Source organism: Acinetobacter sp. UNC436CL71CviS28 (genome assembly GCF_000620525.1).
GTDB classification, from domain to species: Bacteria; Pseudomonadota; Gammaproteobacteria; order Pseudomonadales; family Moraxellaceae; genus Acinetobacter; species Acinetobacter radioresistens.
Genome location: NZ_JIBB01000010.1, coordinates 1 through 17,301, shown reverse-complemented (window position 1 = coordinate 17,301; position 17,301 = coordinate 1). Strand labels below are relative to the sequence as shown.

The 17,301-nt window shown below is 41.1% G+C and carries 16 protein-coding genes; 6 read left to right on the top strand and 10 right to left on the bottom strand.

Annotated elements, in window-relative coordinates:
- Nucleotide 1: 1 nt before the first annotated feature.
- The 4 genes from cyoB to N518_RS0105165 form a co-directional block, all read right to left on the bottom strand.
- On the bottom strand, nucleotides 2-1,984 hold the full coding sequence (gene cyoB / locus N518_RS0105180; RefSeq protein ID WP_005014828.1) for a cytochrome o ubiquinol oxidase subunit I: 1,983 nt from the start codon (nucleotides 1,982-1,984) through the stop codon (nucleotides 2-4).
- Between the two features lie 3 nt (nucleotides 1,985-1,987).
- Entirely contained in the window at nucleotides 1,988-3,055 is a 1,068-nt protein-coding gene (gene cyoA, locus N518_RS0105175) for a ubiquinol oxidase subunit II (protein ID WP_005025454.1), read from the bottom strand.
- A 292-nt stretch (nucleotides 3,056-3,347) separates the two neighbouring features.
- Entirely contained in the window at nucleotides 3,348-4,115 is a 768-nt protein-coding gene (locus N518_RS0105170) for an RDD family protein (protein ID WP_005014816.1), read from the bottom strand.
- A gap of 630 nt (nucleotides 4,116-4,745) precedes the next feature.
- On the bottom strand, nucleotides 4,746-5,234 hold the full coding sequence (locus N518_RS0105165; protein WP_005014815.1) for a hypothetical protein: 489 nt from the start codon (nucleotides 5,232-5,234) through the stop codon (nucleotides 4,746-4,748).
- Between the two features lie 462 nt (nucleotides 5,235-5,696).
- Between N518_RS0105165 and N518_RS0105160 the strand changes: the two genes are divergently transcribed.
- Nucleotides 5,697-5,954: a hypothetical protein gene (locus N518_RS0105160; RefSeq protein WP_017401181.1), complete on the top strand. Its 258-nt coding sequence runs from the start codon at nucleotides 5,697-5,699 to the stop codon at nucleotides 5,952-5,954.
- Between the two features lie 216 nt (nucleotides 5,955-6,170).
- Here the strand turns inward: N518_RS0105160 and ppsA are convergent, their stop codons facing one another.
- Nucleotides 6,171-8,549: a phosphoenolpyruvate synthase gene (ppsA, locus tag N518_RS0105155; RefSeq protein WP_005014811.1), complete on the bottom strand. Its 2,379-nt coding sequence runs from the start codon at nucleotides 8,547-8,549 to the stop codon at nucleotides 6,171-6,173.
- A gap of 154 nt (nucleotides 8,550-8,703) precedes the next feature.
- On the opposite strand from ppsA, the gene N518_RS0105150 reads away from it, so the two are divergent.
- Complete coding sequence (locus tag N518_RS0105150) at nucleotides 8,704-9,540, top strand: pyruvate, water dikinase regulatory protein (RefSeq protein ID WP_005014809.1); 837 nt, start codon at nucleotides 8,704-8,706, stop codon at nucleotides 9,538-9,540.
- Between the two features lie 92 nt (nucleotides 9,541-9,632).
- On the top strand, nucleotides 9,633-10,394 hold the full coding sequence (locus N518_RS0105145; protein ID WP_017401182.1) for a hypothetical protein: 762 nt from the start codon (nucleotides 9,633-9,635) through the stop codon (nucleotides 10,392-10,394).
- Nucleotides 10,395-10,450: 56 nt separating this feature from the next.
- Here the strand turns inward: N518_RS0105145 and N518_RS0105140 are convergent, their stop codons facing one another.
- From N518_RS0105140 to N518_RS0105115, 5 genes are all read right to left on the bottom strand, one after another.
- A complete protein-coding gene (locus N518_RS0105140) occupies nucleotides 10,451-11,011 on the bottom strand; it encodes a hypothetical protein (protein WP_017401183.1) in 561 nt (186 codons plus the stop codon).
- 21 nt (nucleotides 11,012-11,032) lie between these two features.
- Nucleotides 11,033-11,830, bottom strand: a complete 798-nt coding sequence (locus N518_RS0105135; protein ID WP_005025472.1) for a hypothetical protein — start codon at nucleotides 11,828-11,830, stop codon at nucleotides 11,033-11,035.
- A gap of 333 nt (nucleotides 11,831-12,163) precedes the next feature.
- The gene (locus tag N518_RS0105125) at nucleotides 12,164-13,168 is read right to left on the bottom strand and encodes an LLM class flavin-dependent oxidoreductase (protein WP_005025477.1); all 1,005 of its coding nucleotides are present in this window, start codon (nucleotides 13,166-13,168) and stop codon (nucleotides 12,164-12,166) included.
- 133 nt (nucleotides 13,169-13,301) lie between these two features.
- Nucleotides 13,302-13,802 (bottom strand): glycine zipper domain-containing protein, encoded by a 501-nt coding sequence (locus N518_RS0105120; protein WP_005025480.1) that lies wholly within the window; start codon nucleotides 13,800-13,802, stop codon nucleotides 13,302-13,304.
- A 186-nt stretch (nucleotides 13,803-13,988) separates the two neighbouring features.
- Nucleotides 13,989-14,423 (bottom strand): glycine zipper domain-containing protein, encoded by a 435-nt coding sequence (locus tag N518_RS0105115; RefSeq protein WP_005025482.1) that lies wholly within the window; start codon nucleotides 14,421-14,423, stop codon nucleotides 13,989-13,991.
- 364 nt (nucleotides 14,424-14,787) lie between these two features.
- Between N518_RS0105115 and prfA the strand changes: the two genes are divergently transcribed.
- From prfA to N518_RS0105100, 3 genes are all read left to right on the top strand, one after another.
- Nucleotides 14,788-15,876, top strand: a complete 1,089-nt coding sequence (gene prfA / locus N518_RS0105110) for a peptide chain release factor 1 (RefSeq protein ID WP_005014798.1) — start codon at nucleotides 14,788-14,790, stop codon at nucleotides 15,874-15,876.
- Entirely contained in the window at nucleotides 15,876-16,700 is an 825-nt protein-coding gene (prmC, locus tag N518_RS0105105; protein ID WP_005025484.1) for a peptide chain release factor N(5)-glutamine methyltransferase, read from the top strand. The genes prfA and prmC overlap by 1 nt, the downstream gene beginning before the upstream one ends.
- 324 nt (nucleotides 16,701-17,024) lie before the next feature.
- Nucleotides 17,025-17,301 (top strand): transposase-like zinc-binding domain-containing protein (locus N518_RS0105100; RefSeq protein ID WP_026444032.1); only part of this gene is annotated, 277 nt, incomplete at its 3' end.

The following is a 17,301-nucleotide window of genomic DNA, read 5'->3' as shown; positions in this document are numbered from 1 at the left end:
CTTAGTCCTTCTTCAAGTGTTTTTCAAGTAAAGCATAACGTTCATCTTCGATACGCTTAACTTCAGCTGCAGGTACATAGTAGTCCACTTTCTTAGTAAATGAACTCACGATGAAGCTAATAATAGCAGCAGCGAAGGTAATGAATACTAACCACCAGATATGCCAGATCAATGCAAAGCCCATAACTGTAATAAACATTGCAATTACAAAGCCGGCAGCACGGTTAGTTGGCATATGGACATCTTCATAACTCGTTGGACGAGCATATGCCACACCATTCTCTTTGTCTGTCCAGAAACGGTCAATACCGTTACCTTCTGGCAGGTGAGCAAAGTTATAAAATGGGGCAGGAGAAGATGTAGACCATTCAAGTGTGCGGGCATCCCAAGGGTCGCCAGTCAGGTCCAGATTGTCATTACGCTGTAAGAAACCAACGATAATTTGCATCAGGAAGCAAGCGATACCGATAGCAATCATGACAGCACCGAACATTGCAATAGTTACATACGGATCCCAGTCTGGATTGTCATATGTGTTCAGACGACGAGTCATACCCATGAAACCTAGGATATAAAGTGGCATGAATGCAAAGTAGAAACCAAAGAACCAGAACCAGAATGCAGCTTTACCCCAAGTTTCATTAAGTTTCCAGCCAAACATTTTTGGCCAGTAATAAATGATACCTGCGAACATTGCAAATACAACACCACCAATAATTACGTTATGGAAGTGAGCAATCAGGAATAGTGAGTTGTGAACCAAGAAGTCTGCTGGTGGAACCGCCATCAGTACACCTGTCATACCACCAATACCAAAGGTAACCAGGAAGCCTAGAGTCCATAGCATTGGCGTTGTATAGGTAATGCGGCCCTTGTACATGGTGAACAACCAAGAGAAGATTTTCACACCAGTCGGGATCGCAATAATCATGGTCATGATACCGAAGAACGCGTTAACGTTGGCACCTGCACCCATGGTAAAGAAGTGGTGAACCCATACAACAAAAGACAGTACGGTAATTGCTACAGTTGCATACACCATCGATTTATAGCCGAATAGTGCTTTGCGGCAGAATGTTGCAACAACTTCCGAGTAAATACCAAATGCTGGCAGTACCAAGATGTATACTTCTGGGTGACCCCAAGTCCAGATCAGGTTCACATATAACATTGGGCTACCACCCATGTCATTAGTGAAGAAATGGAAACCGAAGTAACGGTCCAGAGACAGCATTGCAATGGTTGCAGTCAGTACAGGGAAAGCAGCAATAATCAGTACAGAAGTACATAGTGCAGTCCAGGTAAAGATCGGCATATCCATCAGTTTCATGCCAGGTGCACGCATCTTAATAATAGTAACAAAGAAGTTAACACCAGTAAGAAGCGTACCTAAACCAGAAATCTGGAGTGCCCAGATATAGTAATCTACACCTACGCCAGGCGAGTATTCGATACCTGACAGCGGAGGATAAGCCATCCAGCCTGTAGCGGCGAATTCACCAATTGCCAGCGAAGCCATCATCAAGCCAGCTGCGCCCGCGAAGAGCCAGAAGCTTAAAGAGTTAAGCAGTGGGAAAGCAACGTCTCGTGCACCAATTTGTAGAGGTACGGAGATATTCATCAAGCCTACAACTAGACCCATCGCTACGAAGAAGATCATGATCACGCCATGCGCGGTGAAAATCTGGTCGTAGTGCTCCGGATGCAAATAACCTTCACCACCACCTCTAGCAAGGAACTGCTGAAGACGCATCATGATCGCATCGGCAAAGCCACGCAGCAGCATGACAACAGACACGATGATATACATGATACCAATTTTTTTATGGTCTACTGATGTGAACCATTCGTTCCACAGGTAGCCCCATTTTTTGAAATAGGTTAGTCCTACGACAAGCGCCAGACCACCTAGTACCATCAATGCAACTGTAACCAACACGATTGGATCGTGCGGAATTGCATCAAAACCAAGCTTACCAAACATGTCTTATTCCTCTACAGAAGCAGTCGCATGTTCAACATTTGCATGAGATGCACCAGTATGCTCGGCACCCGCTTGCGCTGAGTGGTCTGCACCGTGGTAGTTGCTCATGTATTTGTTAATCACTGATTCGAACAATTTAGGCTCAACTGAAGAATAGTAAGTCACAGGATGTGGCTTAGTCGGGTAAGTACCCTCAGCTTCAAGTTTTGCCGCTTCCGCTTTCTCTTCTGGAGTTACAGCACGTGCAACAATCGATTCAATTTGATGTTTTGCCCGATTACCATCACGTAAGGTTGCAAATTCAGCTTGGTCTAGAATACCTTTTTGAATTGCTTCTGGATTTACAGAAGTACCATTACCTGCTTTAACCGCAGCAACCCACTGATCAAACTCTGGTCGAGTGACACTGTATGCCAAGAAACGCATTTGCGAGAAACCGTAACCTGAGTAGTTGGCAGAGAAACCGCGGTATACACCAGTTTCTTCAGCTAATACATTCAGATGAGTCTGCATTCCCGCCATTGCATAGATCTGACCTGCTAACTGCGGAATGAAGAATGAGTTCATTGTAAAGTTAGACGTCAGGCGGAAGCTTACTGGTGTATCTACTGGAAAGCGTAATTCATTTACTGTTGCAATATTCTGCTCTGGATAAATGAACACCCATTTGAACTGTTCTGCAATCACTTGCACGTTCAATGGCGCTTGCTCAGATTCTATAGGACGGTATGGGTCATACTTGTGTGAACCCACCCAAGTCAACCAAGCTAGAATACCAATAATAATAACAGGGATACCCCAAACTACAACTTCAATCGTAGTAGAGTGCGCCCATGTAGGTTTATAGTCTGCATCTTTATTTGACGCGTGATATTTCCAACCAAACCATAAAGCCATGATGATTGATGGAATCACCACAAGCAACATCAGATAGATTGCTGTCATCATCAGGTTACTTTGACCTGCAGCAACTGGACCTTTAGAGTTTAGAAGTACTAGATCACCACCACACCCGGTTAGGAGTACGGCAAGCGTTGATAAAGACAATACAGCTAAAATTGTTTGTCTCATTTTACAACCTCGGTGAAGAGTCCCATTACTAAATAAATATGGGATAGCGATTAAAGTGCCGCATCAGTTAAACAACAGCTTCTGGATTGAAGAAATCATTTTTTACCGGGCACCGCTACGTTGTAGGGCATTATGCCTTATATCAACAAACTAAGCTACACATAAAGTGGCTTTAAATTACTGTAAAGAAAACTGATTTTTTTGGTCGGGATTGGTTTTTTCGTATTAAAAAATCAATATTTTCAAAGTGGTGAAAAATTAAAAGGGTAAATCCATTTACCCCTGTGAATGACTACTTAGTACGTTTAATAACCTTGGTTTTGGCGATCATATCATGTAAGGTTTGTCTTTTTTGTCCTAAAGCAAATAAAGCATCAATAATTGCAATAAAGGGCACTACTGTCAGTGTAAGCAAGATTACCAGGACACTTCTCAATAAAAAAACACGGGTTAAATTTACTTTACCAGAAGTGTTAGCGTCTACAATCTGGATATTAGCCAACTTTTTACCAATACTTTGGCCTGTCCGGGCGAGTAACACAGCCTGGATCACAAGCATAATAAGCATATACACCAGCATTGCCTGCCATGCTTCAGCTGGAATAAGTGCAAGAAACTGGTTTTGAAGGTCTATAGCCTTCGTTGTGCTATCTGCAGACTGCATTTGTGCCTGAATGCGTGTGAGCTCAGTCATCTGGGTAGGGGTAAGGAAAAAAGAAGGTAGGGCTGCTATAGGTAGCCACAACATGAGATCAATTACTTTTGCCAGTATTCTTGAGCCGATTGAAGCCTGCTGCTCTGCGACCTTAGGTTTATTTTGTACATGAGTTTTCTGGATCACAGGATTATTAAATACAGGCTGGGCTGAAGAAGACTGGTAGCCTGCCGGCTCATAACTCAGTTTTCCCTGTGTAAGTTCACCTAATGCTTTCCATTCGGTCATACCTTCATGCCAAGCTAAGTCAGTCAACAAAACCTGCTGACTGGCAAGCATCTGATTGACTTGTTCTAGAGTATACGGGCCTGCCTGTTGATTATTTCTAGCCAAATAAATCTGCATAAATTTTGAATCTCGAATACCTGAAATAAATGAAACAAAAAAGAAAAATATACACTCAAACTTTTCTGCATATATTTAAAGACATCATTAAATATCTTTAATTCATCTGCTTTATAACATATTGCTCTAAATAACTAGTCAAATTTGTCTGTAAACAGGGGAATACGCAGATTTTAAAAGTGAAGTAGCTGTAATCTTTTTATATTAAACCACATTGGAGGAACTTGGAAATCTTAAATATGAGATAGCTGAAAGCTTAAATTTGACTAAGCGAAAGCAGCTTAAAGTAGAGTGAGGCAAAACGGATTATAACTAAAAAAATTAAGCCTGATGGATCAGGAATAATGAGTTTTAAGAATATATTAGTATTTTATATAAGTGCAGCTAAACATCTTGGAGCTTATACAAAATATTTTAAAAAGTCATATTTTATCAAATGGATAAGTTAAACAGAATAGAATCTATAACAAGGCAGGCCAGTGTTTCTGGCAGTAAACGATAAAGATATTTTAATTTCCGGATTTGGACACCAACGGCAGCTTAGAAGCCAAAAAGTCTAATTGCAAAATAAACAGGGATTATAATTACTTAATAATCCCGATTTAATTTAGTTGTTATTAATTAGGCAGCTTAGTTTGCTAGTCTGAAATAGGAATAGCTGACATTTTTATCTTTATAGACATCATAACTTTTTTGTTTAAAGTCAGAAACCCAACTGTTACCGCTATAGCCAGCTATATGACCATATTGATGTTTCTGGGTACGATGAATTATATAAATATCGCCTTCTTTAGGATGGTCAAAAGAGGGTTTAATTTCACGATAACCCAGAGAAAGCAAAGTATTTCCCCAGTCTGAAGCTGCAACAGGATGAGACTGTATTTTGGCACCAGCAGATTGCAATGCAACTCGAATACTTTTAGCGCATTTACTGGTACTGGATTGACGAGTAATACTCTTTAATTTATTGGTGAAAGTATTAAGGTCAAAATAATCTGAAACCATACCTCGGACACCACCGAATGGACCTGAGTGGGGAGTAGAAGACTCTACAATAACCTGTGGCTGAGGCGTAGAATGTAAATAAGACGTATCAGAAAGAGAATAATCGTAAAGCATTTAGAACATAAGATAACTTAAGACGGCAGTATAAATAACACAATTATCTTATAAATAACACGAATGTAATATTTTGAAATATTATTACATTACAGTTAATCAAAGTTTTCTATTTTTAAAGGGAAGAAGCCAAACTAGAAATCTTGATGTAAATTAGATTGAAAATTAACTTTCTAGTATCCTATTGAATTTTGTAAGAATGACTATTTTCCGGATATAAATAAAATTTTTGGTTAAAATGTGAGCTTTTGTGATAAGTTGTTATATAAATTACTTGTTGTTTTAGAGGTGTAAATGTAAACTTCGTCACAGTTAAAGAACTTTTAAGTTTATTGCCCATACTCAATGTATGGGTATTTTTTTTGAAAGTTGAATGAGTGGGTTTAAATTTTAATTTTTAAAGAAAGAACATGATTAAGTAGTCATTTTTATTTGATCTAAACTTTTAATATAGTGAAAATTATGGAAAGAATTCATACAGAACAGCCACTAAGCCTTTACCTGACAGAGTCTTATAAGGGCGTAACTAAGACTAATTTGCACATCCTGCCGGGTAGCCAAGAAAGTTTTTCGCTCAATGAACTGTATGAAAAATCTAAAAAATTCGAGGACGAACTTAAAGCTGAAGAGAATGAAGTAGTAAAGTTCCAAAAGAAAATGATCATTTTAATCTGGGCTTTTTTCATCATCATCGGGCTTCTTGTGACGTTAAGCTATTAGATTAAAAATTATAAATAACCATAGAAATTCATAACTTTCATTAAAGTAATTTTAAAATATCATCACAGTTTGATTGTCTGTCCCTATAAAGTTGCGTCCAGTGAAAGTAACCAATTTCTACCTATCTAAATTATTTATTTACTTTTAATAAGACTGCTTAAACTGGTGCTAATTGTAATAAAAAAGGCCCTGTTGGGCCTTTTTTATTACATATATTTAAGACTGTTTAATTTTTTCTTCAGCAAGGAAGAACCAGGTATCCAAAACAGAGTCCGGATTAAGTGAAACCGACTCGATACCCTGTTCCATTAACCATTTCGCCAGATCTGGATGGTCGGAAGGGCCCTGTCCACAAATCCCTACATATTTGCCTGCTTTACGACAAGCATGAATAGCCATAGACAATAGGGCTTTAACTGCTGGGTCACGTTCATCAAACAGGTGGGAAACAATACCAGAGTCACGGTCCAGACCAAGAGTAAGCTGTGTTAAATCATTAGAACCGATAGAGAAGCCATCAAAATGTTCAAGGAACTGCTCAGCCAAAAGTGCATTGGTTGGTAATTCACACATCATGATTACTTTAAGGCCATTCTCACCACGTTTAAGTCCATTCTGAGCTAGTAGTTCAATAACACGTTTTGCTTCAGTAACAGTGCGTACAAATGGAATCATGATCTGGATGTTAGTCAGACCCATTTCATCACGTGCTTTCTTAAGTGCACGGCATTCCAGCTCAAAACAGTCACGGAAGTTGTCAGAAACATAGCGGCTTGCACCACGGAAGCCCAGCATCGGGTTTTCTTCTTCCGGTTCATATAATTTGCCACCAATCAGGTTGGCATATTCATTTGACTTGAAGTCGGACATACGGACAATAACAGGCTTGTCTGCAAATGCAGCTGCAAGTGTTGCAATTCCTTCGACCAGTTTCTCTATATAGAATTCAACTGGAGAAGAATAGCCTGCTGTACGTGCCATAACTGCTGCACGGGTTTCACGTGGCAGGCTGTCGATATTAAGCAGGGCTTTAGGGTGCACACCAATCATGCGGTTAATGATAAACTCTAGGCGAGCAAGACCAATTCCTTCATTTGGCATTTGTGCAAAATCAAAGGCACGGTCTGGGTTACCCACATTCATCATAATCTTGAATGGAAGCTTCGGCATAGATTCGATTGAGTTACGCTGGACTTCAAAGTCGAGCGCACCTTCATAGATGAAGCCAGTATCACCTTCAGCACATGAGACGGTAACTTCCTGACCATCTGCCAGTACTTCAGTCGCATTACCGCAACCTACAATGGCAGGAACACCAAGTTCACGTGCAATAATTGCTGCGTGGCAGGTACGCCCACCACGGTTGGTAATAATGGCAGCAGCACGTTTCATGACTGGTTCCCAGTCAGGATCGGTCATATCTGATACCAGAACATCGCCTTCTTGTACTTTGTCCATTTCTTTTATGGAAGTTACAATACGAACTTTACCTGAACCGATACGCTGGCCAATAGAGCGGCCTTCACAGATCACGCTACCACGCTGTTTTAGCAGATAACGTTCCATTGTGCCCACATCTTGACGGCTTTTCACGGTTTCAGGACGTGCCTGAACAATATAAAGCTGGCCATCATCGCCATCTTTTGCCCATTCAATATCCATTGGTGAGCCATAATGCTCTTCAATGATAAGGGCCTGTTTAGCCAGTTCATGTAATTCATGATCATTCAGTGCAAACTGCTGGCGTTCCTGTTTTTCAACATCGACCACAACTACTGAGTTACCGGCAGAACCTTCATCACCATAAATCATTTTCTGGTGCTTGGAGCCAAGGTTGCGACGTAAGACCGCATGCTTGCCGCCTGTTAATAAAGGTTTAGACAGATAAAATTCATCAGGGTTTACTGCACCCTGAACAACCATTTCGCCTAATCCATAAGAAGCAGTGATAAATACAACATCACGGAAACCAGATTCGGTATCAAGTGTAAACATTACACCTGCAGCACCTGTCTCTGAGCGAACCATACGTTGAATACCAGCAGAGAGCGCAACTAAGCTGTGTTCAAAACCTTGGTGCACACGATAAGCAATGGCGCGATCATTAAAGAGAGAAGCAAAAACTTCCTTGATAGCAATCAGCACATTGTCAATACCACGAATATTCAGGAAGGTTTCCTGCTGGCCTGCAAATGATGCATCTGGTAAATCTTCGGCAGTCGCAGAAGAACGAACGGCAACCGCGATATCAGGGTTGCCGTTTGAGAGAGCTGCAAAAGCTTCACGAACTTCTTTTTCTAATTCTGCAGTAAGTGGAGTGTCAACAATCCATTGACGAATTTTAGCTCCGGTTTCGGCCAGCGCATTAACATCATCAACATTTAATTGAGCAAGTTCAGCTTGAATCTTGGCGTTCAGGCCGCTCTGTTCGAGAAATTCACGATAGGCAGCAGCAGTTGTAGCAAAACCACCAGGTACCGATACACCAGCATTGGATAAATGGCTGATCATTTCACCCAAAGATGAGTTTTTCCCACCCACGAGTTCAACGTCGTGTTTCCCTAGTTTTTCCAGACCGATTACGCGCGCTTCCAAAGTTGTTACTCCACTTTTGCTGTATTAATCACTATCTTGGCATGAAATTATCTTAAAGCGCTTAGGTTTTTGATTTTACTAAGCGACAGTCATGTAAGATCGGTTTACTATAAAGATTATATAGTACTAAGACAAATGTTTGAGGAGAATTTTAATGACAGAAGGTAAACAAATTAAGCGGAGTGTGTTTTTTATTTCTGATGGCACTGCGATCACCGCTGAAACCTTAGGTCACTCCTTATTAGCCCAGTTTCCGCATGTTGATTTTGATATACACATTATCCCTTATATCACTACTGAAGAAGCTGCAACTAAAGTCGTCGAAGAAATTAATACCCGTGCAGATCGGGAAGGCGAGCAGCCTTTGGTATTTGATACGCTAGTTGACCCTAACGTACGTGATATTATTAATACGGCTAATGCAGTAAATCTGGACGTATTTGAGGGCCTTATCAGTAAGCTTTCCGATGTACTTGGCACACCTCCAACGACTTTGGTCGGGCAAACGCACGCTGTAACAGATTCTGAATCTTATAAAGCGCGTATTGATGCAGTACATTTTGCCTTAGATAATGATGATGGAGCACGTACCCGTCATTATGATAAAGCTGATCTTATTTTAATTGGAGTTTCCCGTTCAGGGAAAACACCTACTTCAATTTACCTGTCGCTCCAGTTTGGTATCAGGGTAGCAAACTATCCATTGACTGAAGAAGATCTGGACGATAACCGCTTACCAGCAGTACTTAAAGCACATAAGCATAAATTATTTGGATTGATGATTGATGCAGAGCGGCTAGTTGCCATTCGTACTGAACGTAAGGCTAATAGCCGCTATGCAAGTTTTAGCCAGTGCCAGATGGAATTACGTGCGGTAGAGGGAATTTATATTTCTGAAGGAATTAAATACCTGAATGTCTCAGAAATGTCGATTGAAGAAATTTCTACCCGTATTTTACAGATGACTGGACTTAAACGCCGTATTGGATAAATGTGTTACACAGCAGTATGACAGAACTCATACTGCTATTTTGTATAAAGACTTTTAGCTTGTTAAAATGTAAATCATTAAAGTGAGCAGCAATGTTAAAGAAAATTTTACTCGCAAGTTTACTGAGCCTTTCTTTTTCAAGTTACGCACAAACTCTGAGTCAATTTGAAAGTGGATTGCTCAAGCAGTATCAGCAAACTGAGATAAATAGCCGTATAGATGCAGATCAGTATAATCAGCAAATAGCCGAAGCTATACAGAAACAGTTGCTCAGCAATCTTGCAAGCTTTAATTATTCGTTTAAACAGCTGGTTGATGCAGGTAAATTGTCTATTAATTATAGTCCTGACAAAAAATTAAAATTTTATAGTTTTGATATTTCATCGGGTGGCACCATGCGTGAATTTGAGACTTGGGTACAGATCAATTCAGGAAAGCGTATTATGACCCAGCAAGTACCAACTGCCAGCCTGGTTCAGAATGTCTATCAAACAAACTTTAAAAATATGACTGTCTATTTAGTGCATGATATCGTCATTGGAAGCAGTCGTGAAGGTGCTTATAGTATTCAGGCGTTGCAACTTTCTCGGCAAAAACTTCGCCCTGTACAGATCTTCGAGACAAAAACTAAAAAGTTAAGTGAAATTACCGTCGAATATGATCGTGCGAATTTCCCTGAAAATCAGCCAGCATTTGAAGATTACCAACAGCTACCGCAGCAATTTATTCGGGTATCAAAAGACCTGAAGTATATTGATATCCGTGTCATTCAGGCATCCGGGAAATTGACTTCACAATATTTGCGCTATGTTAAGGCTGCAACGGCTTACCATTATCAGGGTACAGTGCAGTAAAAATCTTTTGGGTAAAAAAAGAGGCTTTGATTGCCTCTTTTTTATTTATTTTGATTTTAAACATAAGTGCTAATAATTACGTCTATTAGATGTTCGACACCTTCCATACTCTGTATGGAATCGGCATTAATTCTGACCACAGGCCAGGTGATCAGTTTACAGTTATCGCGTTGCAGGGCTATGTAGTAATTATCCGATTTAAAAAACTTTTTATTTTCTGCACCTGTATTTGGTGTCAATTGGCGTCTTAACCACGTTTCTTTAACTTGGGCCTCAAGATGGCGGATAGCCAGCAGACTTTTAATGCGATTATTAAATAAGCGGCGATTTTTGATAATTAACGGATGAGAAATCAGTTTGTGAATATGACTCTGGGTCTTAGGCAAGATAAAATGGGGAGTAATCTGGAAAACTTTAACAAACTGTGCTTTTTGACAGGTATTTTCCAGCTTGCTAACAGTAGCCTGATCGGCACCAATAATTGCAACTTTCAAATCGCTTAAATCATACTGGTCAATATGCTCTGATGAAATAAGCTGGCCACGGAAACTCTCAAAGTCCCGGGCAATATTCTGAAAAATAACCGGTTTATGCGGGTCTTTGGATTTAGTATTCATTTTATGCCTCAATTTTTATTGTTAGGATGCAGCTTTTGATTCTGAAGTTAATTCATATATCCAAGAAGGAATCCGAGGTAAAGCCTTTTCTGGAAGCTTGTCAGTCATACTCACCATTGCATCAACGGGAATATGAAAAAATTTCCTGTCTCGGTTAATGACATTTTTAGCATGCCAGTTAATAATTTGGAACCATGGATTACGTCGTCCTTGTTGTGTACGTCCGCCGATTCGAGTGAATTTATTCATTGCTTGATACAGGTTATCTTCAGGTAAGCCCAGTTTAACAATATTGTCGCGCATTTTATTGATCAGGGGTAAGTAGGCTAAAATACCCAGTACTAAACGCGGATCAACAATGCGAGCTGCCATCTGGCCTAGCTGAATCAGATTTTTATGCATTCCCTGCTGCTCCATGACACTGAAACCTACACCTAGATGCCGTGCTTCATCCGCATTGATCAGCTCAAATGCCTGATGACAGACCGGGTCATCTACCGTATCAAGTAAAAATTTACACAATGCACCATCCAGAGCGACTTCAAGCATTGGGATAACTGCACCAAGAATATAAAAGGGCATATCATCGGCATAGGTATCGAGCCATTCAATAATCAGGCGCAAATTCTTGTTGGGTTTGGGGATATCGCTCTCAAGCATTCCCCAGCGTTTCATCAGTGCCATTTCTGCATTCGCATGGCGTTGTTCTTCAGCATGGAAAATGGCATACATTTCGCGTAGGGTTGCATTAGGTGCTTTTTTTGACATGGCTGAAAATGCCCGTGCACCCACATGTTCGATCCACATCAGATCAGCCATAAAGTCTTTTAGTTTTGGCCATTATTCTGCGGTAATTTTTTCCCGACCTGGCGCATTCCAGTCAATATCGGATAAACACCACTGAGTACTTTTGACCTTTTGCAGCATTTTTTCCAGATCGATAGTTGCCATAGCTGTCTTCCTGTATTTTCTATTTTTTAATAGTGTAGGAAGCTGTAGCACTAAAAGAATAGGCAGAAATGCTTAAACTTGATGGACAAAAAAGTCAATGAAGTAAAGTATTGATTGTTGAATAATTTTTTAGCTAAATTATTGATAATAAAAGAAAGGCTTGTCATTTTAGGACAAGCCTTATCTTTAAATAGAATCTCATTAGGCAGAATGCTTAAGATCCATCAGTAAGCTAAACGTTTCAAGTCGTTTTTGAGTGTCATAAATATCACAGGTAAAAATAAACTCATCAACTTCATAATCATGCAGCAACTGTTCTAAGCCGGCTTTAACAGTAGCAGGGGAGCCAATCTGGCCCATTGCATAAAAGTTACGTACAGAGAGCTGTTCAGCTGGTGTCCACAAGCCATCCATACTTTCTACAGGTGGTTTAAGTTTTAGGCTCTGACCACGAATAAGCCCTAGAACACGCTGATAGGCACTGGTAGCCAGATAGTTTGCTTCTTCATCTGTAGGTGCAACGACGACCGGTACGCCCATAGAAACATAAGGTTTTTCAAGATACTCGGAGGGTTCAAAATTTTCTCTATAAAGCTGAATGGCCTGACCAAGCATACGCGGTGCAAAATGAGAAGCAAAAGAGTAGGGGAGCCCGAGCCTTGCTGCCAGCTGTGCACTGAACAGGCTAGAACCTAATAGCCACACAGGTACATGCGTTCCCTGTCCTGGTGTTGCTACAATTCTTTGTCCGGGTTGAGGTTCTTTAAAGTAGTGCAGGATTTCCTGTACATCCTGTGGAAACTGGTCTTCAGTTTCCTGCCGACCACGACGTAGAGCACGCATAGTTACCTGATCTGTGCCTGGAGCACGGCCCAGACCCAATTCAACCCGATCCGGATATAAGGTCGCTAGAGTACCAAACTGTTCAGCAACGACCAGTGGTGCATGGTTAGGCAACATAATTCCACCTGAACCGACGCGTAAATGCTCTGTATTGGCCAAGAGATATCCGAGCAGAACAGCAGTTGCCGAACTGGCAATCCCGTCCATATTATGATGTTCAGCCAACCATAAACGCTCATAGCCTAGCTTTTCAGCATGTTGGGCTAATTCAAGAGAATGTTCGAGGGAGAAGCGAACGGTCTTGTCATCACGGACAGGAACCAATTCCAGAATAGAAAATCGAGTGTTGGCAAGATTAGGCATTATGATTCCAGATTAAGACAATTACTGAAAAGCATACGACTTTAAACAGGTTTTGTATATCGATAAAAAACGATATAAATACAAAAATAAAAAAAGCATCCGAAGATGCTTAAAGAGATAACTGGGAAATTAATTAATAACGTTTACCATTTTTATAATGACCTAAATGGCGGCCATTATCAGTATAGCGGTTGTTGTTGTAGCGGTAATCATTGTAACGATAACGATTTGAGCTATAACGACGCTCATCCCGGTCATCATAACGACGGTCTTCACTTACACGCTGGCCTAATACTGAGCCGCCGGCAGAACCTAGCGCCGCACCAATATAACCACCATTTGTACCGCCCATATTCTTCCCAACGCTATAACCTGCTCCGGCACCTAGGGCACCTCCAATAATTGCGCCATTACGGTCGCGCTTATTGCTGGAAACCGCAGCACCTGCACCGCCACCTACAGCTGAGCCAATCATTGCTCCTGTTTGTCCACCCATGTGCTGCCCAATTGCGGCACCTACTACACCGCCTAAAGCGGATGTAATTGCAGTATTGGTTGCATTACCTGCATTACCTGCTGTCATACCCATGGCTGAGGTTGCTACAACAGCGATCATTAGAATTTTATAGTTCATGAGTACACCTGTAAATATATCTGAATCTGATTTCTATAGATCAAAATTAATAGTGCAAACCTGACTCAGCATGAAGATAACGTTATGAAATTGTATTTTGCTTATCCTTAATTTATCCGTAATTGTGCATACCCGTCTTATGCATTAAAAAAGCACCCGAAGGTGCTTGAATCTTGACTGCTATTATTAACGGTGACGACGGTATTTTTTATTCCATTGACGAGAGTTATAATAACGGCGGTCATCGTCTTTATCTTTAGCGATTTTATTGCCTAAAGCTGCGCCTCCGGCTGCTCCCAGTGCGGAACCGATCAGGCCACCAGTTGAACCACCCATCTGTTTACCCAGGGCATAACCACCTACACCACCTACACCACCACCAATCGCAGATTCAGTACGGTTACGTTTATTACTCGCTACAGCTGCACCACCTGCACCACCTAGTGCCGAACCAATCATTGCACCAGTGTTACCACCCATATTTCTACCTAATGCTGTGCCTGCTACACTTCCGAGCGCACTTGCTGCTGCAACACGAGTGGTGTTGTCTGCATATGCATTTACAGTCATCATTGATGTAGTTGCTAAGGCTGCACTTAATAAAACTGTATTTAATTTCATTTTGTTCTCCATGTGCTCAGAACTTTTGAGGCTTATGCTTTCGTTGTGAGAAATGTAACAAAACGATTCGTACTAAATATGGAGAGCTGTCTCTGTATTTATAGTGTTTGGTTTCAGCTTTGTATGCTTTCTATTAAAAACGTCTAAAATCACGGCAAATAACTAGATTTTTAAAGCAAATATGGATGAATTCTGAAGATTAGCCTCCATATCTCTAAAAAATTTATAGAGGCAAAGTGTTACCTGCCAATAATGATGTCTTTTAAAAGTCAGAATCGGTACACTATGCGCAATTTTCTGATATGGCAGACTGTTTGATCGCTTTTAACAGTCGAATGCTGTTTGACTTGAGACATATTAAAAGATGAAAGAATCGCTACGTTTACGCCTTGATCAGTTATCTGACCGTTATGAAGAGCTGACCGCACTGCTGGCAGATGCTGAAGTTATTTCTGATAATAAACGCTTTCGCAAGCTGTCCCGGGAACATAGTGATCTAACTGAAATTACCGAAGTTTGGGCCAAATATCGTCAAGCTGAAGCAGATATTGAAACAGCTGAAGCCATGCTTTCTGACCCTGACTTTAAAGAAATGGCTCAGGAAGAAATTAGAGAGAACCGGGCCCTGATAGAGTCACTTGAAAGTCAGCTTAATATTCTGATGATTCCAAAAGACCCAAATGATGCCAATGCCGCATATCTGGAAATTCGTGCTGGAACAGGCGGTGATGAGGCGGCAATTTTCTCTGGTGATCTGTTCCGTATGTATAGTAAATATGCGGAATCATGTGGATGGCGGCTCGAAATTCTCTCTGAGAATGAAGGCGAACATGGCGGTTATAAAGAAATAATCTGTCGTGTCGATGGTGATGGTGTTTATGGCCGCATGAAATTTGAAAGCGGTGCACATCGAGTACAGCGTGTACCAGCCACAGAATCCCAGGGGCGGGTACACACTTCAGCATGTACTGTAGCGATACTTCCTGAAGTAGATGTGGATACCACAGTAGACATCAATCCGGCTGATTTACGTATTGATACTTATCGTGCATCAGGTGCCGGCGGTCAGCACATTAATAAAACGGACTCAGCTGTACGTATTACCCATATTCCTACCGGCACAGTAGTTGAATGTCAGGAAGAGCGTTCGCAGCACAAGAATAAAGCCAAAGCGATGTCACTTCTGGTTTCACGTTTAGAGAATGCTAAACGTGCTGCACAAGAATCTGCCACTTCTGAAATGCGCCGTGATCTGGTGGGTTCGGGCGACCGCTCTGAACGTATTCGTACCTATAACTATCCGCAGGGACGGATGACTGATCATCGTATTAATCTCACATTGTATAAGCTAGATGCCATTATGGAAGGTGATCTAAATGAGCTTTTAGATAGCTTGCATCGTGAATATCAGGCTGATCAGCTGGCAATGCTGGCACAGGAAAATGGCGGCTAATGAAACTTAGTGAGGCCTTGACAATTCGGGGCATACCAGACAGCTATGAACGTCAGGAAAATATCTGGCTACTTGAACATATTCTAAATATAAAAATGTTTGAGTTCAGGTTCCGTCAGGATAAAGAGCTGACGGCCGAGCAGCAGCATGCTTATCTGGCTGCATTGGCTCGACTGGAAGCCGGCGAACCTCTCGCATATATTCTTGGTTCACAGCCATTCTGGACACTTGATCTGAAAGTGACCCGAGATACACTGGTACCACGGCCAGATACTGAAGTACTGGTCGAAACTGTTTTGACGCTGGACTTGCCTGAAGAAACCAAGATGGTGGATTTAGGCACAGGTACAGGTGCCATCGCTCTGGCGCTAGCCTCAGAAAAACCTCACTGGTCGGTTCTGGCTACTGATGTTTATATGCCCACCCTTACAGTTGCCCGTGAAAATGCAGACAAACATGGTTTACAGCAGGTAGAGTTTGCTTGTGGAGCCTGGTTTGCAGCATTGAACCAGTTACCTGAGCCTATATTTGATTTAATCGTATCCAACCCACCCTATATCGATGCAGAAGATCGGCATATGAAAGATCTGGCCACAGAGCCGGTACGGGCTCTCGTTGCGCTTAAGCAAGGTCTGGCTGATTTGGAGACGATTATTGAGCAGGGTAAAAGCTGGTTAAGACCAGAAGGCTGGATTGTACTGGAGCATGGGTATGAACAAGCAAAAGCCGTACGCTCTTTCTTTGAGAATAAAGGGTTTGAGTCGGTTCGTACTGTAAAAGACTATAGTGGCAATGATCGAGTTACATTGGGTCAGCTAATCTGATCGAAACTTATTTATATCGGGGCTTCATTAGGAGCCTTTTATTTACTGGTCATAATTTTGCTAACCTAAGCCTTAGCTTTCTATAAATTTCATCAAGTGGCCTGTTGTTTTTCCGGTATCCTGAGCAGGATAATTACGAAAATTACAGTAGCGGGAAACAATATTTAACGCCATCTCTCAGCCGATAAAAAGTATTGCCATTCTATTTTAACTATTTAAAGCTGTTTTAAGTAGATGACAGAAACTAAAAGAGATTTATATAATTGGTGGTGTTTCAAAAAGTATGCTGAAAAAAAGCAGGTTGGATTTTGATAAAATAGAGAAATGCGAATAACTCTAGAAATCAAGTGTCCAGCCTGCCTAAGTGACAGTATAAAGAAAAATGGCACAAAAGTAGATGGTAAGCAAAATTACCAATGTAAAATATGCAGACGTCAATTTATTGGTGATCATGCTCTCAGTTATCAAGGCTGTCACTCAGGTATCAAAACCAAAATATTACACCTCATGGTGCGAGGCAGTGGTGTCAGGGATATAGCAGAAATTGAAAGAGTAAGTATCGGTAAAGTTCTACGGACACTTAGCCAATCAAAATATCAAC